Source organism: Deefgea sp. CFH1-16 (assembly GCF_016881365.1).
Lineage (GTDB): Bacteria > Pseudomonadota > Gammaproteobacteria > Burkholderiales > Chitinibacteraceae > Deefgea.
Genome location: NZ_WLYT01000001.1, coordinates 2,416,971 through 2,438,289, shown reverse-complemented (window position 1 = coordinate 2,438,289; position 21,319 = coordinate 2,416,971). Strand labels below are relative to the sequence as shown.

Below are 21,319 nucleotides of genomic sequence, written 5' to 3'. Positions count from 1 at the left end.
CTGGCTTTTTTCAGTGACGGCGGTGGTGTAATCCCCATCGACACATAAATACTGTCAGTTTATCCACGCCAATATTCGCTGGCCGTATCCATTCCTTGGGGATATACAGCAAGCCCCCCCCAATCGGTACTGGCGCGGTAGGCACTAAAATCGCCTGATACTCGCGGCCATCAATCTCAATCGGCACGGGATTGGGCATCAAAGCCAACACCGCCACCCCATCCCCACCAAACAAGCACCACACTGGGCTCATGGCGCCAATATCGGCATCTTGCTTTTGATCGAGCAAACCCACAAAGCGATCGGCCATATTATAAAAACTACCAATCACCGGAATGCGCCGCACCGTACTATCAACCAGTGCCGCCAATGGTTTTTTCAGTCGTGAGCGCACCAAAATACCCAAGGGATAAATCGCCCCCAGCAGCATTACCCAACCAATTAAATAACCAAATACCGGATGATCCACCACCGGCTGGCCAATAATCGAAAACAACTGCCCAACCAGACTTTTTGGCCCTAAATAATCATTGAGTAAATTCACCACCCACGCCAACAGCGAAATAGTGAGTAAAAAAGGCAACAAGGCCAATAGCCCCGACAACCAAGTGGTCAACACACTTTTTAAACCACGCTGTAACAACATCACAACTCCATTGATGACGACGACAATCTGAACTGCAGACCTGCATTCTACAGTGGCAAAGCGCTTACGCGTCATGGCGCAATTAAAATTAAATCTAAAAAATGTGTTTTTTATCAATCCAGCTCCGCATTTTAAATAATTAAATGGCATATTTAATTATTTAAAATACCTACATTATTAACGCTAGTTATGGCAATACAAATAGAATTAATGAATCAATTTTGCAACAATCGTTTTTATATGTGCAATTCAAACAAACTATTTTATTACCTCAAATTATCTTTTTATTTCCAATTTCTGACAACCAACGAAACATTAAACAAATTCGCAAAACACCTACAAAATTGTAATAAATACCATTTACCCGCCAAATATAAGCGAATTATGATCGACCTAATGGCACTGCCATTTCACTTTCTACTTTATTCGAGAATTTAAACCATGAAGATTAAATACCTTGTCGCTCTGGCTTGCAGCGCAATTGCCATTCAAGCACATGCAACGAGCATCGACTTCCGTGGCGGCTACAAAACGGGCAGCGAAAAATACGAATCACGCTTCTTATTGAGCCACGAAATGGCCAATGGTTTTGGTGGTGGTGTTGAGTACACAATGAGCAATACTAGCCGTTCGGGTGAGGGTATTGATCAAATGAACTGGATCGACACTGAGTTTGAAGTGTATTACAAACACAAACTCAATGCTGCTGTGACTTTGCAGCCCGGTTTCTTGGTACAAACCGTTAAAAACAAAGGCGAAGCTTACAAAGCCTACGTACGTGCCAACTGGGAATTTGCCCCAACTTGGCGCTTTGACAGCCGTTTGCGTTACGACTTTAAAGGCTGGTCAGAAAAAGACTTAAACGGCAAGTTTGAGCACGACGAAGTACTGCGTGCTGACTTCTGGTTACACAAAACATTGAACGAAAAAACCAGCGGTTACTACAACTTCCGTATGGATCACAAACTCAATGACTTTGAATACGTGAACAACAGCAGCAACTACTACGAACACAACATTGGTTTGGGTTACAAACTAACGCCTTCAGTTCGCGTTTACACCGAAGTCGGTTACTTGGGCGAAACCGCGAACAAACAGCAAGATGCTGAATGGCGCGTTCGTTTTGGTAGCACTTACAGCTTCTAATCGATTTTCCTGTTGATCAGATTTGAAGTAAACCCAGCCTCGGCTGTAATGCCGCTCACTTAAGCCAAGTGAGCGGCATTTTTTTCCCTCGATTTCATTTCTGCTATCGCTTTTGACGCAGATAAAATCAATCGAAAAACCCTGAATTTCCTCTGCGCCTCTGCGTCAGATTTTCAAAGTTTTGCGTTAAGTGAACTGTGTTTAGATCGCTGCTTTATAAATTCTTGAGTAATAACACGCCAATCAACACCGGCGCGAGCACGCGGCAACTCCACTTTAAACCCCATAATGCCCCGCCCGCTAAACCACAATGCTGCGCCACATGCGGCCAAACTCGCCAGCCAGCAAACAGCACCACGGCAATCCCACCAATAGGCATCATGACATTGGACACGCTGTAATCCATCAGCTCAAAAATGTTTTTTCCCCACCCAGTCACATCAGCCCAGGGGCCAAACGACAAAGAGGCTGGAATACCACACAAAAACACCACCAGCGACAAGACGACAATCACCGGGCGACGCGGTAATTTAAATTCATCCAAAAATAGCGTCGCGATCAATTCAAGCATCGAAACCGATGAGGTCAGTGCCGCCAGCGTCAGTAAAGCAAAAAAGACCATCGCCCACAGCTGACCCAAGGGCAAGCTGGCAAACACCACTGGCATAGTCATAAAGGTTAAACCCGGCCCCGCCGCCGGATCGAGACCAAATACATGTAGCGCCGGGAAAATCATCAAACCGGCCAAAATCGCCACCGCGCACGATAAACCCACCACCCACGCCGCCGAATGCAACACCGGCGTTTGCTGCTTCAGGTAAGAGCCATACGCAATCATGCCGCCCGTACCCAAGGACAAAGAGAAAAACGCCAAACCCAAAGCATCCATCGCCATCGTCGGCGTGAGCTTAGAAAAATCCGGCGTAAAAAAACAGCTTCACCCCATCCCACGCCCCGGGCAAGGTTAACACCCGAGCAATCAAGATCAACATCAGCAGCAACAGCGCCGGCATCAAGCATTTACTCGCGCGCTCAATGCCTTTTTCTACCCCGCCAATCACAATGCCGAGCGTGGCTAAAACAAAAGCAGCGTGCGCCAAAATCGGCCAATAGGGATGCGATACAAAGCCAGTAAAAATAGTTTTTAATTCTTGGGTATTGCTGGTAACTACGCGGCCATCAATGGCTAGCGCTAAATACCCAATAGTCCAGCCACCAATCACACTGTAAAAACTATATAAAACAAAGCCGGCAAAAATCCCCATTAAACCAATCAGCGGCCAAGCCTTACCCGCCAATTGGCGAAACATGCCGACTGGCCCGGTTTGCGCGCTGCGGCCCAGTGTTAATTCGATCATCATCTGCGCCAAGCCGAGGGTAAAACTAAATAACAGGAATAATAAAATAAACACGCCACCGCCATTCATCGCGGTGACATAGGGGAATTTCCAAATCGCGCCCAAACCAATGGCCGAGCCAGCGGCCGCCAAAATAAAACCCAGCTTAGAGCCCCAAGTCGAACGAGTTGTCATCATGATCCTTTGTCGTAAACCAACAATGCAGATCCAGACAGACGTTTTTGGGCGGCGCAAATGCAACAAGGCCGCCCATTACGGCGGCCTTGGATCATTCATTGGGTGTAATTTAAATGAACGCGACCCATCGGGCTGCCGGTTGGCGAGCCAGATAATAATAAGAAAAATACGCGGGGGTCGAATTCAGTAACATGGCGACATCATCCAGTCTAGCGATCCATGCTGTGTCAAGCCAGCGCAACGTCGGCAACACCGCGATGCCAAGCTGATTGATAATAAAAATACTGAATTTGCACGAAAAAGCCACAACTCAAGCCAAACTTACGCGCACTTAAAATGGTAATAAAACCAATTTAACGCAGCAAATTGACGGTATTTCCCGCAAAAACCCACGCCGCGCCCAAGAAAAAGCCTCGCCAATGCGAGGCTTTTGTAAGCTAACAAGGCTCACTGCGCTGATTTAGGCTTATTTAGCCGCAGAAACCACCATCGCCAAAGCTTGCGTGTAAGTGCCTTTGATTTGATCGCCTTTTTTGATCATTTTAAATTGCGCTGGATCACGCACTTTTAAAGTCACGGTGCGATTCACGCCTTGCACGCGAATCGTATGTTTTTTGGCATCCACACCAATCACATTGCCCACCACGGTCAACTGCTCGCCAACAAAACCACCGGCCTTAGCCGCAGGCGCTGAAGCGCTGCTGGTTTCAGTCACGCGCTCACGCACGTTTGAGCCAGAACCGAGCAATTCCAAAGTCAGCACTTGCAAGTATTGGGCATTCACTTTGTCGCCCACTTTGAGCTTATCAAAGTTTTTAACCCCTTCACCGGCCATCACACTCATGGTTTGGCCGGCTGCATTTTTTAACGTCACTTTACGCGTTGCCGCATCAATCGCAGCAATCGTGCCATTGGCCTTAACTGCCTCAAGCAAAGTCACCGCGCCCGGCGCAGACGCGGCCACCAACTCTTCAGCGCTCGACGCTAAAACCGGTAAAGACAACGCAAGCAACAAAGCACCCGTGCAAATTAAACCTTTTTTCATTCGTCTTACTCCAAAAAGTGAACAATCAAATCCAACCGCACCATCATAGGCCAGTCACGCCACAAAGCCAACGACACAAGTAAGATTAAAGTCAAATAGATATTGGATTGGGGATTGGGGATTGGGGATTGGGGATTGGGGATTGGGGATTGGGGATTGGGGATTGGGGATTGGGGATTGGGGATTGGGGATTGGCAATAGCGTAACGCTCAACCACACCTTGCTACCATGCTTTTATTGCAACGTAGGGGACAATGAGCGCAGCGAATTGCGCCGTATGCGACACAGGGCAACGCTCTTACGCAGGAAATCGCGCTCATGCCGCGCGGAACCTACCTTGCTTTGCTTCACCAAAGAAAGGCAGGCGAAGTAATAAACACTGCATCCGCGTGCGCAAATCAAAGATTTGCACACCCTATTTGGCTGACGCACTCGGTGCGCTTGGACGATATCTCAAGCCCCAAGCCAACGACCAAGACAATAGTTAGATGTATTGCCGTGAAGATAATAAGAATAAATAGTTACAGAGCAATACTCCGTAGGGTGTGAAAATCCCGCAGGGATTTGCGCACCAAAACCGCGATTGAGCAGCGATGTAACGGTAATTGTCAAACTAGTTGTCGCCTCAATCGTTAAATCCTATGCCATCTTTTGCGCCATTTTTTCCCTTACAAGTAAGTAAGACCTCTGTATCGGATAGCTTTTCTGGATTCAAATGCACAATTTTCGTCCTTTCCCAGTTGCGCGTTTTGCTTGACCACCGCCGTGGATTCTTAGCTCGCGCCGCTTCATAAACGGCAATTCGTTGCGCCAACAACGCCTGATCTTCGCCAGCATGGCGCTCGGTCGGCGTGACGTATTTTATGCTGCTATGACGATGCTCTTCGTTGTACCAATGCACCACTTGCGTCGCCCATTGCCGTGCCGCCAGTAAATCTTCAAATGGCTTGGGCAACTGCATCGGGCGGTATTTCAGCGTTTTAAATAACGACTCGGAGTACGGGTTGTCATTGCTCACTGCCGGTCGACTAAATGATGCCGCAACCCATAAATTTTGCAGCGTCGCCAGCATCGTCGAACCCTTCATTGAACTGCCATTATCCGAGTGCAATATCACCTGGTCGCGCGCGATGCGTTCACGTCGGCAAATGTCTTGCATCATGTCGCTGGCGTTTTGACTGCTTTCTTCTGCGTATACCTGCCAGCCGATGATTTTTCGGCTGAATATATCGAGAAATATATACAGGTAAAAATACTTTCCCTGAATCGTGCTCGCCAAGTAAGTGATGTCCCAGCTATACAATTGATTCGGTGCGATGGCGCACAAGGCCTTCGGTTTACTGCGCACTTGCGCCGGACGCTCGGCGCGACGATGTTGGAGTTGATCCGCTGCGCGCGCAGCACCCGATAGAACGTTGATTCTGAAGCAATATAACGTTGCTGATCGGCTAATCGAGGGACTATCTGGCTCGGTGGTAAATGCGCAAATTCGGCGGAATTAGCCACCGCCAAAACAGTCGCTCGCTCGGCTAAAGTCAACTTGTGGACGGGCACTGTCTTCTGCAATGGACGCTGATCAATCATCACCGTATCACCGTCAGTCCAGCGCTGAATCGTGCGGATATTGAAGCCGAGAATAGCGCAAGCCAACGTCTGTCGAGCCCCTGCCAAAATGGCCTCTTGCAGCAAAATCAAGGCAAAGCTGGCGCTCGGCCAGCGCCGTCATTCGTCCGCGCCCTCCAGGTAGGCATTGAACTTTTTTTGCAAAATCAGCAGCGCCGCAGCCTCCGCCAATGCCTTGTCTTTGCGGTTCAATTCACGCTGCAACTGTTGATTGGCTTTCTTCAGCTCACGCATCGACTGAACATCGACTTTACTGTTTTGAATGGCTGGCGGAGTACAAAATTCCGCTCGCCACTGACTTAAATGATGGGGAAACAAACCCTGCTGACGGCACCACGCATTGAGCTCAATTTCAGGTAAGCCATGACTCTGTTGCAGAGCCAAAAGGCGTTCCTCAATCGACCAATCTTCAGGTCGTTTCGCGCGCTCAATCGGCGTTGGAATTTGTGTTTTCTTAGCGGCAGCCATCCAGCCCTTCAGGGTAAATTTAGAAAGATTAAGTTCCTGAGCTACCGATTCAATCGTGCGACCTTGGCGTTGATAAACTTTGCTCAAAGCCTGCTGTTTTAAAGTCGTCAGAATACGTGATTTTTTTGCATGTTGAAGCCTCTGTTTTTTCAAGCCAATGAAAATTCAGAGGCGACAACTAGTCTGACATAGGGGGGTAATAAACACCGCATCCGCGTGCGCAAATCAAAGATTTGCACACCCTATTTGGCTGACGCACTCGGTGCGCTTGGACGATATCTCAAGCCCTAAGCCAACGACCAAGACAATAGTTAGATGTATTGCCGTGAAGATAATAAGAATAAATAGTTACAGAGCAATACTCCGTAGGGTGTGAAAATCCCGCAGGGATTTGCGCACCAAAACCGCGATTGAGCAGCGATGTAATAAACACCGCATCCGCGTGCGCAAATCAAAGATTTGCACACCCTACGGCGAGCCCAGCACCAGCACCAGCACCAGCACGAAACCAAGCACGCCCATAATGGAATCATGGTTTTCTATCCCCTGTATCCAGCCGAGTGAGGAACAAGCGGGGCGGGGTTTTTGCGCTCATTGTTTGAGGCCGCAGGCCGAGTTTTGAGCGCAACCGCCTCGATTGTCCGCAGCGAGGGAACCGACGAAGTCGGCGCAGATACTGGGGGCTGATTTGGGTTGTTAGGGGATTTGCAGAAGCAAACCCCCTGACCTGCCCGCGCGGCGGAACGCGCACCAAAAACACGCGGCGCAGCCGCATGAACAACAAAACCGCCGGAATGATTCAGCGGTTTTGTTTAATAATTAATACTCGCGGTAAACGTTGAGCTTTGTGAGAACCGTAGCTCCGATAGAGCAAAGCGAAATCGGAGGAATGAATACATGCGTACGATTACGCTTCGCTAATCGTACCTACAGTGCTAATCATAATTTATTAAATACCAAAATTTTTTTAATTTCTTCATAATTAAATTCATGTTTTTTCATATATATATATGAACCGCTTTATGACAATTAGGACAAAGAAGAGCTAAATCTGGAGCACTTATAGAATAATTTTTTTGAATATGTTGAAATAGGTATCTTATGATGAGCCTCAATGTAAGGAAAGCCATATCGCTCATTAAAATCCACTTCGCATATTTCACATATCCAATCCTTTGTGCTTTTCACTGCTGTGACTACGCTCTTACTTCGCTCGGCCATAAGATGAGTAACATATCGACGTTCTCCCTCTTGGTATTGAACCTCGTCCTGAGAAAATACAGACTCTTCATTAAATACCGAACCTCTGTGTAGCACCACATAAGCTTCATGAATTTCGGAAACAAAAAATTCACCTTCAAAAACCCAACCAGACTTTGACTCAGTAAATAACATTATTGGATAAAGATACTGAGGCTGTTTAATTAAAACGTCATTTGCTTTTTCTTTATAAGAAATACGTTCATTTCTAGCTTTAAACGAATAATGATAGATTGTTTTACCCTCATTAATCCAGCCATCATCCTTATAAGATCCTACCCTTGTTTTAATTACAACAGCCTTAACCTCAGGTAATTTACCAATCCAATTAATACCTTGTTGTGGTGTATTACCAATTGAGAACTCAGAACCGGCCCAATATGATGAAGACTCAATTTTTGAAAATTGAATCAAGTCAAATAAATTTCTTTTTGTAACCGTATCACCACTTGAAAGTGACAATAAATCCTGTGGTTTGAATAACTCCATCCTTAAAGCCTCTTCATAATTTTAAAATCATCATCAAACGTAGAGACTCTGAATAATTTATATCGCCTACACAATGTACTATCAGTAAGTACTGAAAATATATACAGTTACTGATTAGATAAAAATTAGTTTACCCCACATACTTCCCCATCAACCTCACATAATGCGCTGCCGAATAAGCAAAATGCTTAATTTCATCGGCGCTTAATTCCCGCACTTCTTTCACCGGCCGCCCCATATACAAATACCCCGAACGCAATACTTTATTCGGTGGCACCAGCGAGCCAGCACCAATCATGACGTGGTCTTCAATCACAACGCGGTCGAGCACAATTGTGCCCATGCCGATCAGGCATTCATTGCCGATGGTGCAGCCGTGCAGCATCACGCCGTGGCCGATGGTGACGCGCTCGCCGATCATTAGTGGTGCGCCAAGTGGATCATCAGGGCGTTTGTGGGTGGTGTGTAGCACGCTGTTGTCTTGCACATTGCTGTCTTTGCCAACGTGGATATGGTTCACATCGCCGCGCAGCACCGCGCCCGGCCAGATCGAGACGTTGTCACCAAGTTTGACTTCACCAATCACACTCGCTTGCGCGTGTACCCAAGCACCGGCACCGATTTCTGGGTGGATACCGTCAAATTGTTCAATCGACATTGTTGCTCCTTGAATTAAGGCGACTCACGCCCATTTAATAATGATCAAACTTGCGATCTGCAAGCACATTAAAAACCCACCACCGAGGCACAAAGACACAGAGGAAAAACGTAAGATGCAGGTTCAGGTGTCTGGGGAATGATTTTTAACCAAACGCCTCACCCTTAAATTGGTTTTCTCTGTGCCTCTGTGCCTCGGTGGTAAAAAGCTTTTTACAAACTTTCAATTAAAGCCATTCTACCCGAGACCGACCATGACCCAAGCCAATCCCCTACTCGATTTTGCCGATTTACCGCGCTACAGCGAAGTTAAACCTGAACACGTGAATCCGGCGCTGGATATTTTGCTAGCAACTGCAGCGGCGGCGATTGCCCAAGCGGAGCAAATTAGCGATGCGAGTTGGGATAGTTTGAGTGTTTTAGAGGCGCCGCTCGAAAACCTAGGCCGCGCTTGGGGGGTGGTGGCGCATTTGGAATCGGTGGTCAATTCACCTGAATTGCGCGAAGTGTATAACGCCAATATTCCACGGATTTCGAACTTCTTTACCGAAATCGGCCAAAACGAAAAGCTATTCGCACTCTACAAAGCGGTGAAAGAGCGCGAATACGATGGCTTGAATTCAACGCGCAAAACGGTGATTGATGATGCGATTCGCGGCTTTGTGTTGTCGGGTGCTCAATTACCAACTGAGCAAAAAAGATCGCTTTAAAGATATCGAAGAAAAACTCTCGGAACTCACGACTAAATTCTCGCAAAACGTGCTCGATGCCACCGATGATTTTGCGCTGTATGTCACTGCGGAAGAACTGACTGGCTTGCCTGCAGACAATCTATCGGCTGCGGCAGCTGCGGCCAAGGCAGATGAAAAAGAAGGTTACAAAATCACGCTAAAAATGCCTTCGTATATGCCGGTAATGCAATACGTGCAAAATCGCGAATTACGTGAGCAACTGTATAAAGCGTACTCCACCCGCGCTTCGGAATTTGGCAAAGCCGAATGGGATAACGGTAAATTGATTCCAGAAATCTTGGCGCTACGCCAAGAAGCGGCGACATTATTGGGCTTTAAGAATTTTGGCGAAGAATCACTGGTCACCAAAATGGCCGATAGCCCACAGCAAGTCATCGACTTTTTAAGCGATTTGGCGCAACGTGCCAAGCCCTTTATGCTGGCTGATCGCGCCGAGCTCGAAAAACTTTGCCCTCTCTGAATTTGGCATTGAAAAGCTGCAAGCTTGGGATGTGGCCTTGGTGTCTGAGCGCCTGCGCGAAGAAAAATACTCGTTTAGCGAGCAAGAAGTAAAACAATACTTCACCGAGCCAACGGTATTAACTGGCTTATTTAAATTGATTTCTGAGCTGTATGGCCTGCAGTTCGTGGCGAGCCAAGCCCCTGTGTGGCATACCGATGTACGCTACTTTGATCTCAAAAACAACGACGGCAGTTTGGTCGGTGGTCTGTATATGGATTTGCATGCCCGCGAAGGCAAACAAGGCGGTGCGTGGATGAATGATGTACGCGGCCGTAAATTGCGCGCGGACGGCACCGTGCAAACGCCAGTGGCGCTGATTGTGTGCAACTTCGCCAGCGGCGTGGATGGCAAAGATGCGATGTTGCCGCACGACGATGTGATTACCTTGTTCCACGAAATGGGCCATGCGCTGCATCATTTGCTGACTGAAGTGGACGAGCTGGAAGTCTCTGGCATTAGCGGTGTGGAATGGGACGCAGTGGAATTACCAAGCCAGTTTATGGAGAACTTCTGCTGGGAATGGCAGGTATTACCAGCGCTGACGCATCACACCGATACCGGCGAAGCGATACCTCGCCCATTGTTCGATAAAATGTTGGCAGCGAAAAACTTCCATAGCGGCTCAGGCTTGCAACGCCAATTGTATTTCTCGATTTTTGATATGGCTTTGCATCAAAAATCCGAAGCGGTTTCAGCTGGCGATTTAAGCGCCTTTGCCCAAGCGGTGCAGCAAGAATTGGCGCTGCCATTGCCACCGGAATACAACCGCTTCCCGCAATCGTTTAGCCATATTTTTGCTGGCGGTTATGCCGCAGGGTATTACAGCTACAAGTGGGCCGAAGTACTCAGCGCTGATGCCTACGCCGCATTTGAAGAAGCCGCCGACCAAACCGGTGCCAGCGTGGTCAACGCTGACGTTGGCGCACGTTTCCGTAAAGAAATTTTAGCCGTCGGTGGCTCACGCCCTGCGGCTGAATCATTCGCCGCCTTCCGTGGCCGCGCACCAGCGATTGATGCGCTGCTACGCCACAATGGTTTAACTGAATAAGTCGATCCAGCGGCCTCGCAATTATTCTTGCGAAGCTTGCTGGGATAAGGCGGAAAGTCGATGCACACAAAAAAGCGAAACGGAGGTTTCGCTTTTTTATTGGGTATTGCTCTAGAAGCTATATATTTCAAAACCTTAAACGCAATACCTTTATTTAGCGGGGCGGCCGGTTTTGATTTTTTCTAGCTGCTGCAACATTTTATGCAGCTCTTCATCAGCCAAGGCGCTTAAGGCATTTAAGCCAGCACGAATCAATTCGCTTTTTTTCACTTCAAGACCGGCACCGATCACCCGCTGCTTTAATGCGGCAATCAAGGCGTAGTCGGACTCGGGGAAGGTAAAACTATCGCGAATCAATTTGGCTTTTTTTGCTGATTTTTTAGCTGGCAACTGGCTGGCTTTATCTAGTTTTTTACCCATTTTGGCCTGTGGTGCGGCGCTCGATTGCTCGCTGAGTAAATGCGTGGCCAAGGTTTCTAGATCATCGACTGAGGCCGCCGCTTTGCGTTTGCTACTCACTTTGGCCATGGGCACGTCGACGACCGAGCTGGCTTTTACTGTATCGGCTTTGGCGCTATTAGATTTGGCTGCGCTAGGCTTGGCTGCGGCGGTTTTACTTGCGGCAGTTTTAGTGACAGCAGGCTTGCGCGCAACGGTTTTCGTCGCCGCTACGGTTTTCGTCGCCGCTACGGTTTTCGTCGCCGCTACGGTTTTAGTCGCCGCCGCGGGGCTGGCTTTGGCCACACTTGGCGCTGGCGATGCAATCGTGCTCGCTTGCGCTGCGACGGTTGTCTCCGTTTTTTTTTTTTGCTGGCGCAGTTCGTGCGCGGCGCGTGGTCGGTTTACGTGCGGTACTGGTGCTGGCTTTTGGCGCGGTCGTTGGCGCTGCGGCAGGCGCTGGTGTTGCTGGGCTTTCTACGGCATTTTTTGGCTCTTTCTCGCTCGCTGGCACTGGATTTGCGGATTTAGTCATCAAAATCTCCATCAATAAAAAGATATAAACCGTATAAACACTTTACCTTGCTATTTTGCATGGTTTTAGCTGAAACATACATGTCTATTTAATGACTAAAGCTTAAATACAAACTAACGATGTCTGAAAAATCCAAAAAACCCAGCCGTTGCCGCGCGGCAAGCTTATGGCTTGGCTGCTTACCCCCCCCTGCCCTAGCGATTCACTGCAAGCCGGTTTTTAGTATTAAACCCAGCAGCGCACTGGCGGCAATAACATGGATCACATTGCTTTTGTATTTAAATAAAGCAATGGCCGCGGCGCTGGAGATCAATACCGCAAGCCAATCGACAGAATTCAAAATGCCGCCAGCAAAGCCGCTTGGCCACCACACGTGGTAGCCAAAAAAACAGCGCCAGATTCACAATCACCCCAACCACAGCGGCGGTAATCGCCGTTAAGGGCGCGGTAAAATTCAAATCATTGTGGGTGGTTTCAATCAACGGGCCGCCAGCAAAAATAAACAAAAATGACGGTAAAAAAGTAAACCATGTCACCAAACAAGCGGCGAGCGCACCGGCTAAAAACACCGATTCGGGTCCAAACAGCGCTTGGGTATAGCCGCCGATAAAGCCAACAAAAGCCACCACCATAATCAACGGGCCGGGCGTGGTTTCGCCTAGCGCCAAACCATCGATCATTTGCGTTGGCGTCAGCCATTGGTAATCCATCACCGCGCCTTGATACACATACGGCAGCACCGCATACGCCCCGCCAAACGTCAGCAGCGCAGCCTTGGTAAAGAACCATGCCATTTGCGTGAAGGTGTGTTGCCAGCCGAAATACGCCATCAATAAGCCCATTGGCACTAGCCACAGCAGTGCACCGATAACGATAATTTTAAGCAGTCGGGCCCAGCTAAACATCGCGTGTGCCGGCGTTTTGGGGTATGGTCGTCAATCAATGCCGCGCCGTAAGACTGAGCGCCCTTGCCATGGCCGCCACCAGCTTTGAATTTGTCTGGCGCTATTTGGCCGCCGACATAGCCAACCACGGCCGCCACCAAGACAATCAATGGAAACGGCACATTCAAAGCAAAAATCGCCACAAACGACGCGCCCGCAATACCCCACAACAGATGGTTTTTCAGCGCGCGTGAGCCAATGCGGTGCGCCGCTTGCAGCACAATCGCCGTTACCGCCGGCTTAATCCCGTAGAACAAGCCCGCCACCAGCGGCACATCGCCAAACGCAATATAGAGCCACGATAATACAATCAGTATTACCAGCGAAGGCAGTACAAATAACACCCCAGCAGCAATACCCCCTCGCGTTGAATGCAGTAACCAACCGATATACGTCGCCAATTGTTGCGCCTCGGGGCCGGGCAACACCATGCAATAGTTCAGCGCGTGCAAAAAACGCCGATCTGAAATCCAACGCCCGCCGCTCAACCAGCTCTTGATGCATGATGGCAATTTGCCCAGCAGGCCCGCCAAAACTAATCAAGCCGAGTTTTAACCAAAACCAAAACGCCTGCCAAAAACTCACCGGCGGGGGTGGCTGTTCAGTGGATACAGCGGTAGGGACTTCATGTTGATGCATGCGATTTCCGGATTCAAAACCCTGCCACAGGCCATCCAACACGGCACTGGCAGCGGGATTAATGGATTGTTAAGTCGTTTCTGTGATGCACATTTTGCTTTTAGACCTAGTCGTCAACGCATGCCTGCTGCGCCAGAACGAATGAGTGCACGCTCACTGCAGCATGCTAATCCCCCCTGCCACAGTGTGGCACGTGGGTTGTGCAAGAATAACCGTACTGCTTTACATGCAAAGATTACAACATTTCGTAAGCCGCTGAACGACGATATTCAGCAAGTTTAAACGAAATAATAAAAAATAAAGGGTATTGCCACCAATCCTATTTTTATCAAAGGATTGGTGGCAATACCCTTATTAATTATGGAAAAACCAACCGACGTTACACTCTGGTTTTATTGGACAAGGTCAGTTATCTCAGGCCGACATTGCTTGCCAAAGCGAATTTGATCGCAATCGAAGGCCCCATATTGAGTCGCCCTCGCGTTTAATTGCAACTAAAGTGGACCCCAGAGTCCAGACAAATATGCATCTAATTTAAGAGGGTATCGCCTCTGCTACAGCGGATTGACGCTGCCCCATTTCTTCGCTTAAAGACTCCTGTTTCTCTACTGTTTTGTCACCAAAATAATCCGCGATTTTGGCTCCGCAGCCGATGCCAGTTTCATACACTTCATTCGGCGTTTTGTAGTCCAGCGATTGGTGAAACTGTTCACCGTTGTAAAACACAAAATACTCAGCCAGCCCCAGTAATCGCCCCGGCATTTTCGCGTAACTTTTAGGGTAAATATCCTCGTATTTCACGCTGCGCCACTGTCGTTCGACGAAGATATTATCCAGCGCGCGGCCTCGACCATCCATGCTGATTTTTACACCGTTTTCTTGCAATTTATGCGTCCATTGATCGCTGGTGAATTGCGAACCTTGAGCGGTATTAAAGATCTCCGACGCGCCATATTCACTCAAGGCGGATGCCAAACAATCCATGCAAAAGCCAACGTCCATCGTGTTCGACAACTGCCAGGCCAGCACCCTGCGACGGTACCAATCAATGATCGCAACCAGGTACACAAAACCATGCGCCAGCCGCACCTAGGTGATGTCGGTACTCTAGACTTGGTTCGGCCGAATTATGTCCATACCCAGTAACAAATAAGGAAACACCTTATCTTGCGGATGCTTTTTGCTGGTATTGGGACTCGGCACCATCGCCACCAAACCCAATATGCGCATCAATCGTTGCACGCGTTTTCGGTTGACGGTGTGTCCCTCTTGTTGCAAAAACAGCAGAATATGAAGTATCACGTTCAGAGCGCTAAAATTGAGTACTAAAATTCGCAGTTAAAAAGTACATTTTTGAATCATTGTATTGACCACTGAGCGGACCAAGATGATTGACCGAGGCTGCGCCAATATCCATGTATTCAAATGCGATACCTAGGCTGTTTTTCTTGTCCAATTGATACTGAGCGCCGATACCAAACCGCCATGCTTGTCCTGAAGGCAAAGTGAGCGAGGCATTTTGACTATCCTTGTAAAAGCTGCTGTCGTAGGCAATGCCCGTATTTAATCTGAGTTTCTCACTGTATTGGTATTGCACACCGAGTGCGGCATGCCAGGTGTCTTTAAATTGCTGAGAGACTTCATTACCATTGTTTTTGTTATCGTTGTAGGCACTCCAATCTTGCCAGCCTAGATTACCCATCACCGCCCAACGTGGCGTGAGCTGATGAAACGCACTCAACATAATTTGCTGCGGCGCATTCACTTCTTGTGCAACTAAGGCTTGCTGGCCAAGTACCGTCGGATTCAAATCAAAGTTATATTGTGTTGCGCTAGTGTAGGCCAAGCCCAAACGGGTCGATTCGTCCAATTGGTAGAGAACGCCCAATTTTGCATTTAGCGCCCAATCATCACTCGACGTTTTCTCTTCCGACCCAAATAAAGTATCGCGCGTTAACGAAGCGTAGCCGTAATTGATACCAATGCTCCCACCCACAGACCACTCATCGTTAATCCGGTACGCCATGCTAGGTTGGATTGTGACCGCCATCGTTGCGCCATTTTTGATCGCCGCACTGCCAACATAATTCCCTTTAGGGCCTGCGATCCCCCAATCCCCAAAATCTAGCGCCAGCCCATAATTGCCATAGACACCGAGGCCGACCGTGACCTGATCGTTTACGGCATGGCTATAAAATGCGCTCATTCCTGGGAACCAACCGATGACGTTGTCGGCGTTGTTACCATTATTCACTGTGTATGGCACATCGCCGTACAGTGCTTGAGCGCCCAACGTGAGCTGGTCACCTTTCATCATGGCCAGCCCTGCCGGATTGGCCACCATCACCGATGGATCTTGTGCTCGTGCGGCCATGCCAGCACCAGCTAGACCCACATCCTCGGTGCCAACTTCATAAAGATAAAGTCCGCCCGCCCAGCTTGGCGCTGAACATAGTGCTGTAATCAGCAGCATGGATTTGAATTTCATTGAACTACCTGAATTTAAAGAAATGCGCGCACAGCTGACAAATCAGCGGTCTAAATGTATCGCTCTGCAATCACCAGCCACACCTCGGCTTGAGATATGGCTGGCGATGCAGCAGTTTTATCGCGAAATCACCATCAATGTGTTTTCTTTGTACCCGGCAAAATTTCGAAACGTGGGTCGAATTTTTCTTGCGTGCTCATCAATTGACCGAGCACCGCTTTATTACCATCGAGCTTCACTTTCCCAGATTGTGCTAATTTTTCAAATGTTGATTGACCTGTCATGATCATTTCCAAATCAGCGCGGTTTGCAGTTACCGTCAAATCGGCGTCTTTAGCGGTGTAGCCCTTGATATTGGTCAGCGTCGAATTACTCATCTCAAGCACAAACTTTTCGCCATTATCTGGCGTGATCAGATTAATTTTGAATTTCATGCCGGCTGCTTTGGTGCTGTTCATTGCAATACCCAAATAATCCAGCATCAATTCGGTACTCATTGCACGCACCATATCGGGACTACCTGCCTTCGGTGAAGCGCCTTCTGGAATGCCATGACGCAATTCATACGCACTGGCCAAAAAGCTGTTACGTAAAGCCACGCTTTCTTTCTGATAACCCAGTTGCTCATACACATCAGCCAAAAGATCTTTCGCGGCGGTGTTTTTGGGCTCGGCCAACGTCAATTTATTGAGAATCTCAACGGCTTCAAGGTATTTGCCTTGTTGATTCAGCTCGCGACCTTTGGCAAGAATCTTCTTGCTGCCGCCCATCATTTCGACATACAGCGGCGCAGAATCGCGTGGTGATAGTGGCATCAGCGTGGCTGGATTGGCATCCCAATAACCTAAGTAACGATTCAACACGGCGCGGCTATTGTGTTCTTCAGAACCATGGTAAGAATGTGCCGCCCAATTGCTTTGCAATGATTGTGGTGGCTTGTACACATTGTGAATTTCGTTAATCGTTACACCTTTGTTAGCATGATGTAGTACGTCATTATTCAAGTTGGCGTAAATATCACGCTGCGTGCGCAGAACCTCTTTCACGCGCTCATTGCCCCAACGTGGCCAACTATGCGAAGAAAACATCACTTCGGTGTTATCGCCAAACAAGTACAGCGCGTTGTTAATATTTTTGGACCATAACAATGCATCACGCACCAAAGCGCCGCGTAGGGTGTAAATGTTGTGAACGGTGCCAGTTACGTTTTCCGCCGCCCAAAATGCATTAAATTGTGGGAAATACGTATTCATCTCAGCAGGCGCTTCGGTGCCTGGCGTGTTCTGGAATACCATTTTCACACCGTCAATGGTGATTTCTTCAATGTCTTTGCTCACGGTACGGTTTGGTTTTCAATCAGACCAATCTCACCCGATGAGATGTTTTTCCCAATCGCTTGGTCGACGTGGCCATGAGGATTACGCGGCAGCAAAGTACCGTAAGTGAGCTGCATCCGACGCGTCATTGCGTTACCGGCGTAAATATTTTCTGAAACGGCATGCTCCATAAAACCTTCTGGCGCAATCACAGGCACTTTGCCGCTTTTCACGTCTTCTTCATTCACCACACCGCGAATACCACCAAAGTGGTCACCATGCGAATGCGATAGAACGACCGCCACCACAGGACGATAGCCGAGTTGTTCATTGGCAAAGGCCAGGGCTGCTCGCGCCGTCTCTTTTGAAGTCAATACATCAAATAAAATCCAGCCCGTATCACCTTTAATGATGGTCATATTGGCCAAGTCAAAACCACGGATTTGATAAATTTTGCCCGGCACAACTTCATACAGACCATAAGCCATATTCAGCTGAGCTTGGCGCTGTAAAGAAGGGTGGATGCTGTCGTAGTCTTTGCCTTTAAGCAGATAGTCATAACTACCGATATTCCACGCGACAACACCATCATCCCCTTTGATCGTGGTATAGGTCGGCGCAGCAATAAAACCCTTTTTTGACTCTTCAAAATCTCTTTGGTCTTCAAACGGTAAAGTAGCCCGCTGAACATTTTGCTTATCAATTGTATATTGCGATGGTGGCTTACCTTTTGGATCAAAATGCTTGCCTTGCAGTGCCGCAGGGTCCGTTTCGGCCGAACCACCGCCACCGGCTGCAAAGCTCATCGAGCTAATACTGCTCATTAAGGTGAGTGATACAAGTAATGTCAGAGTTTTGATACGCATGATATTGACCTCGGTCGCGTTAGAAATACCAACCATCAAAAACACACTGTGATGGAAAAGTATTACGTGTTTAAATTAGGTTGTTTGCACTAATTTGTGCATATTAGTACAACCGCACTAACTTTTATTTGTACTATTACACTGCAACAGAGGTATTTATGACAAAAGAAAAACCCGTTATTGCGCGTAATATTCGCCCCCAAAAGCCTGTTTCCTTAGCCACGATTGACAATATTCTCAGCAGTGCGCGGCAAGTGCTCATTGAGCATGGCTATGCTAGTTTCACCACCCGCCGTGTTGCCGAAGCGGCCGGCATTTCTCCTGGCAATTTGTCATACCACTTCCCCAGCAAAAACGAACTTATTCAAGCGTTGATCTCGAATATGCTGGACGAATACCTACTTAATTTTGAAAAAGAAATGAATATCGCGGATAAAAATTTAACGATGGGTTTGGATAAGCTCGTTGAATGGTTGCTAGACGATGCGATTACCGAGTCAACCGCAAGAACATTTCGCGAACTTTGGGCGATGGCACAACATGATGAATCGATTCGCAAGATGGTCGATGACTTCTATGATGTAACCATTGAACGAGCTGCGATGCTGATTGCACAAAACCAGCCTGCCGCACAGATAGATAGCTTACGTGAATGGGTACATTTACTGGCCATGATTGCCGAAGGCGCGATTGTGCTTTATGGCTCATGCCAAACTAGAGTAGTTAGTTTTGAGCGCATAAAAAAAATGGTGATTTCACTCTGCCTTAACGATATCGGAGCAAGCCAAATTCATTCGAAATAAATGCTTTAATTAGAAAGCTCCGATTCATGCCCGTAAAGACAAAACAGCATTGGCATGCCCCAGAATTGAATTAAGGCCGCCTGATGGTCAGCGGCCTCTCATTCGTTCAACATTGACACATCGACCATGGCGGACATGCAAAGCTGAAGCAAAACGCCTAAACGAAACATAAGATTGATGACAATAAATCGTTCAGATCCCATCGAGAAATTTAATCTGCGGTAAACCAAATATCCCCAAAATAGGCGCGTCCTGATTGTTGGCTGTTGTCGCCATCGCTCATCAGGGCGACGATATCAATCTGCGTAAAATCCTCACCAAATGCCTGTTTTAAATCCGCTTTTACATTGCGCTTGTAGTTACGCCATTTGCTGGGTGTTTTGATTGCCGCTCTCAACTGCGATTAATGCCGCTTGTGAGGTAAACGCATTCGGCCAGAGACTACCAACCGGCTGTTGACTAGCCCATACGTAATTGACTGTTTTAGAGGAAATACCCAACAAACCACGCTCCACGACTACATACAGGCGAGCGGGATAATCATCACCCGCTTTGGTTTTTTCGTTTAAACCAAGCCACGCTTGGTCTACTTTCCAGCGCCAATTCAGATAAGGGGTGCGATTTAAATCGATTTTAACTTTTTTGAATTTACCCGATGCGCCACCGGCTACGTTGGCGACTAAGACTTGCGTTTGACCGTCACGCATCAATTGGTATTGCGTACTGCCTTTGAATGACTTGTCTTCCCAACCAGCCAGTTGCCCTTGCGAAAATTGTCCGACGGGAATGCTGGCTGCTTTTAACGGAAAAGCGCTCATTAAAAAGCAGGCACTCAATGCAAAAATGGGGGATTTTTTCATTTAGCGTATCTCTGTCTATTTATTAAAAACTTGGTAGGCCGCAGCGATGCGCGTGACCGTCGTGATGATACAAAGGGCAGCAAAGCCCAAAGCCAGCATGGCAAACCAATGTGGCATCAGGCACATCAGCACAAAAACCAAGATGGTTTCAGTCGCTTCGGCTAAACCACCCAAGTAATAAAATCCCTTACGAGGATAAATGGCGCTACTTAAACCGCGCTTCTCAGCCAAGATGGCAAAGGCTAAAAAGCTACATCCCGTACCGACAAAGCTGTAAATCAAAATCGCGGCGGCCAGCGCGTTTTCCGCAGGATTCGCCAAGGCAAAAGCCAAAGGCACAGCCGAGTAAAATAGGAAATCAAGCGTAATATCTAAAAATGCGCCTCGATCAGTCGGCTGACTTGCCCTTGCCATCGCACCATCAATGCCATCGGCAATTCGATTAAGTAGAATCAATGCCAAGGCCCATTCCATCTGCCCAAATACAATCATCGGCACACTACTCACACCCACAATAAAACCAATCCAAGTGATATGGTCGGCTTTTAAGCCCAGCGCCAGTAAACGAAGCGCGATACTGTGGATGGTGGGGGCCAGTAAATGGAGGACTTTTCGATCAAGCATGCTGAAAACCCTCGATCTGCAGCACTCGTCCTTGGGGCGGAATATCGGCCATGTCGTGCGTAACGAGCAGGGTTGGAATCGCTAAAGCCTTCACTCGGTCAAAAACAAAAGCACGAAATTGCTCACGCAGTACCGCATCCAGCTTGCCAAATGGTTCGTCTAGCAATAAAGCGTGTGGTTGTGCGAGCAATGTTCGTAAAACACTCACCCTTGCACGTTGCCCTCCAGAGAGGGTTGCGGGGTCGCGATCATAAAAGTCCTGCAAACCAATTTGAGCTAATTGCGCCTCAATCGCTTGGCGACGCTGTGACTTACCCTTGATCTCACTTGGTAGCGCGAAGGCTAAATTTTGCCCCACACTTAAATGGGCAAAGAGTAAATCGTCTTGAAATAAAATCCCAATTCGGCGCTGCTCTGTTGGGATTTGATCGACTCGTTGTCCGTTAAGCGTCAGCTCACCAGTCGCAGTAAAAACCGGATCGAGCGCCCCAATCATCCAGTGTAATACGGTCGATTTCCCCGAGCCTGAAGCACCCATGAGGGTGAGTACTTCTCCTTGCGCAATCTGCGCATTCAGTACGGTGATCAAAGCTTGATTGCTCTGCTGGATGCTGAGCGATTTAATTTCTAACACT

17 protein-coding genes and 4 pseudogenes are annotated in these 21,319 nt (G+C 48.0%); 3 read left to right on the top strand and 18 right to left on the bottom strand.

Annotated elements, in window-relative coordinates:
- Window positions 1-10: 10 nt before the first annotated feature.
- Window positions 11-646 carry a DUF502 domain-containing protein gene (locus GKO28_RS13280; protein WP_203564155.1) on the bottom strand — a complete coding sequence of 212 codons (636 nt, stop codon included), beginning with the start codon at window positions 644-646 and terminating at the stop codon, window positions 11-13.
- A gap of 441 nt (window positions 647-1,087) precedes the next feature.
- Here GKO28_RS13280 and GKO28_RS13275 point away from each other — a divergent pair, with 441 nt between their 5' ends.
- Window positions 1,088-1,792, top strand: coding sequence for an oligogalacturonate-specific porin KdgM family protein (locus GKO28_RS13275; RefSeq protein WP_182076575.1), 705 nt, complete (start codon window positions 1,088-1,090; stop codon window positions 1,790-1,792).
- A gap of 214 nt (window positions 1,793-2,006) precedes the next feature.
- Here GKO28_RS13275 and GKO28_RS21625 read toward each other — a convergent pair whose 3' ends face one another.
- The 6 genes and pseudogenes from GKO28_RS21625 to GKO28_RS13245 all read right to left on the bottom strand — a co-directional run bounded on the left by GKO28_RS21625 (window position 2,007) and on the right by GKO28_RS13245 (window position 8,870).
- A complete protein-coding gene (locus GKO28_RS21625) occupies window positions 2,007-2,687 on the bottom strand; it encodes a sodium-dependent transporter (protein ID WP_282099304.1) in 681 nt (226 codons plus the stop codon).
- A 13-nt stretch (window positions 2,688-2,700) separates the two neighbouring features.
- The gene (locus GKO28_RS21620) at window positions 2,701-3,327 is read right to left on the bottom strand and encodes a sodium-dependent transporter (RefSeq protein ID WP_282099303.1); all 627 of its coding nucleotides are present in this window, start codon (window positions 3,325-3,327) and stop codon (window positions 2,701-2,703) included.
- A 466-nt stretch (window positions 3,328-3,793) separates the two neighbouring features.
- Window positions 3,794-4,372, bottom strand: a complete 579-nt coding sequence (locus tag GKO28_RS13265) for a hypothetical protein (RefSeq protein WP_182076574.1) — start codon at window positions 4,370-4,372, stop codon at window positions 3,794-3,796.
- Window positions 4,373-4,997: 625 nt separating this feature from the next.
- A pseudogene (locus GKO28_RS22945) lies at window positions 4,998-6,577 on the bottom strand (IS3 family transposase).
- Window positions 6,578-7,492: 915 nt separating this feature from the next.
- On the bottom strand, window positions 7,493-8,212 hold the full coding sequence (locus tag GKO28_RS13250) for a hypothetical protein (RefSeq protein ID WP_203564153.1): 720 nt from the start codon (window positions 8,210-8,212) through the stop codon (window positions 7,493-7,495).
- Window positions 8,213-8,342: 130 nt separating this feature from the next.
- Window positions 8,343-8,870, bottom strand: coding sequence for a gamma carbonic anhydrase family protein (locus tag GKO28_RS13245; protein ID WP_182076572.1), 528 nt, complete (start codon window positions 8,868-8,870; stop codon window positions 8,343-8,345).
- A gap of 253 nt (window positions 8,871-9,123) precedes the next feature.
- On the opposite strand from GKO28_RS13245, the pseudogene GKO28_RS13240 reads away from it, so the two are divergent.
- Window positions 9,124-11,171 (top strand): annotated as a pseudogene (locus tag GKO28_RS13240) (M3 family metallopeptidase).
- A gap of 150 nt (window positions 11,172-11,321) precedes the next feature.
- On the opposite strand, the gene GKO28_RS13235 reads toward GKO28_RS13240, so the two are convergent.
- The 7 genes and pseudogenes from GKO28_RS13235 to GKO28_RS13200 form a co-directional block, all read right to left on the bottom strand.
- Window positions 11,322-11,915, bottom strand: a complete 594-nt coding sequence (locus GKO28_RS13235) for a hypothetical protein (RefSeq protein ID WP_203564152.1) — start codon at window positions 11,913-11,915, stop codon at window positions 11,322-11,324.
- A complete protein-coding gene (locus tag GKO28_RS13230; RefSeq protein WP_182076571.1) occupies window positions 11,884-12,144 on the bottom strand; it encodes a hypothetical protein in 261 nt (86 codons plus the stop codon). The genes GKO28_RS13235 and GKO28_RS13230 overlap by 32 nt, the downstream gene beginning before the upstream one ends.
- 202 nt (window positions 12,145-12,346) lie before the next feature.
- Window positions 12,347-13,727: pseudogene (gene chrA / locus GKO28_RS22940) on the bottom strand (chromate efflux transporter).
- 534 nt (window positions 13,728-14,261) lie between these two features.
- Window positions 14,262-15,011 (bottom strand): annotated as a pseudogene (locus GKO28_RS13220) (IS3 family transposase); the annotation flags it as partial.
- 28 nt (window positions 15,012-15,039) lie between these two features.
- Window positions 15,040-16,215 carry an OmpP1/FadL family transporter gene (locus GKO28_RS13210; protein WP_182076567.1) on the bottom strand — a complete coding sequence of 392 codons (1,176 nt, stop codon included), beginning with the start codon at window positions 16,213-16,215 and terminating at the stop codon, window positions 15,040-15,042.
- A gap of 134 nt (window positions 16,216-16,349) precedes the next feature.
- Window positions 16,350-17,552, bottom strand: a complete 1,203-nt coding sequence (locus GKO28_RS13205; protein WP_203564151.1) for an alkyl/aryl-sulfatase — start codon at window positions 17,550-17,552, stop codon at window positions 16,350-16,352.
- Entirely contained in the window at window positions 17,549-18,397 is an 849-nt protein-coding gene (locus GKO28_RS13200; protein WP_203564150.1) for an MBL fold metallo-hydrolase, read from the bottom strand. Before GKO28_RS13200 ends, GKO28_RS13205 begins: the two co-directional genes overlap by 4 nt.
- A 158-nt stretch (window positions 18,398-18,555) precedes the next feature.
- On the opposite strand from GKO28_RS13200, the gene GKO28_RS13195 reads away from it, so the two are divergent.
- Window positions 18,556-19,200: a TetR/AcrR family transcriptional regulator gene (locus tag GKO28_RS13195; RefSeq protein ID WP_182076566.1), complete on the top strand. Its 645-nt coding sequence runs from the start codon at window positions 18,556-18,558 to the stop codon at window positions 19,198-19,200.
- A 211-nt stretch (window positions 19,201-19,411) separates the two neighbouring features.
- Here the strand turns inward: GKO28_RS13195 and GKO28_RS22935 are convergent, their stop codons facing one another.
- The 4 genes from GKO28_RS22935 to GKO28_RS13175 are packed head-to-tail and all read right to left on the bottom strand — an operon-like array spanning window position 19,412 to window position 21,318.
- Window positions 19,412-19,597: a DUF3047 domain-containing protein gene (locus GKO28_RS22935; RefSeq protein ID WP_182076565.1), complete on the bottom strand. Its 186-nt coding sequence runs from the start codon at window positions 19,595-19,597 to the stop codon at window positions 19,412-19,414.
- A complete protein-coding gene (locus tag GKO28_RS13185) occupies window positions 19,560-20,018 on the bottom strand; it encodes a DUF3047 domain-containing protein (RefSeq protein ID WP_203564149.1) in 459 nt (152 codons plus the stop codon). Before GKO28_RS13185 ends, GKO28_RS22935 begins: the two co-directional genes overlap by 38 nt.
- 57 nt (window positions 20,019-20,075) lie before the next feature.
- A complete protein-coding gene (locus GKO28_RS13180; protein ID WP_182076563.1) occupies window positions 20,076-20,684 on the bottom strand; it encodes a CDP-alcohol phosphatidyltransferase family protein in 609 nt (202 codons plus the stop codon).
- On the bottom strand, window positions 20,677-21,318 hold the full coding sequence (locus GKO28_RS13175; RefSeq protein WP_182076562.1) for an ATP-binding cassette domain-containing protein: 642 nt from the start codon (window positions 21,316-21,318) through the stop codon (window positions 20,677-20,679). The genes GKO28_RS13180 and GKO28_RS13175 overlap by 8 nt, the downstream gene beginning before the upstream one ends.
- Window position 21,319: the final 1 nt, after the last annotated feature.

What these genes read in the sequence shown, in the direction of transcription:
- GKO28_RS13280 (WP_203564155.1), bottom strand. Translation starts at nt 646, where the DNA reads ATGTTGTTACAGCGTGGTTTAAAAAGTGTGTTGACCACTTGGTTGTCG.
- GKO28_RS13275 (WP_182076575.1), top strand. Translation starts at nt 1,088, where the DNA reads ATGAAGATTAAATACCTTGTCGCTCTGGCTTGCAGCGCAATTGCCATT.
- GKO28_RS21625 (WP_282099304.1), bottom strand. Translation starts at nt 2,687, where the DNA reads ATGGCGATGGATGCTTTGGGTTTGGCGTTTTTCTCTTTGTCCTTGGGT.
- GKO28_RS21620 (WP_282099303.1), bottom strand. Translation starts at nt 3,327, where the DNA reads ATGATGACAACTCGTTCGACTTGGGGCTCTAAGCTGGGTTTTATTTTG.
- GKO28_RS13265 (WP_182076574.1), bottom strand. Translation starts at nt 4,372, where the DNA reads ATGAAAAAAGGTTTAATTTGCACGGGTGCTTTGTTGCTTGCGTTGTCT.
- GKO28_RS13250 (WP_203564153.1), bottom strand. Translation starts at nt 8,212, where the DNA reads ATGGAGTTATTCAAACCACAGGATTTATTGTCACTTTCAAGTGGTGAT.
- GKO28_RS13245 (WP_182076572.1), bottom strand. Translation starts at nt 8,870, where the DNA reads ATGTCGATTGAACAATTTGACGGTATCCACCCAGAAATCGGTGCCGGT.
- GKO28_RS13230 (WP_182076571.1), bottom strand. Translation starts at nt 12,144, where the DNA reads ATGACTAAATCCGCAAATCCAGTGCCAGCGAGCGAGAAAGAGCCAAAA.
- GKO28_RS13210 (WP_182076567.1), bottom strand. Translation starts at nt 16,215, where the DNA reads ATGAAATTCAAATCCATGCTGCTGATTACAGCACTATGTTCAGCGCCA.
- GKO28_RS13200 (WP_203564150.1), bottom strand. Translation starts at nt 18,397, where the DNA reads ATGCGTATCAAAACTCTGACATTACTTGTATCACTCACCTTAATGAGC.
- GKO28_RS13195 (WP_182076566.1), top strand. Translation starts at nt 18,556, where the DNA reads ATGACAAAAGAAAAACCCGTTATTGCGCGTAATATTCGCCCCCAAAAG.
- GKO28_RS13185 (WP_203564149.1), bottom strand. Translation starts at nt 20,018, where the DNA reads ATGAGCGCTTTTCCGTTAAAAGCAGCCAGCATTCCCGTCGGACAATTT.
- GKO28_RS13180 (WP_182076563.1), bottom strand. Translation starts at nt 20,684, where the DNA reads ATGCTTGATCGAAAAGTCCTCCATTTACTGGCCCCCACCATCCACAGT.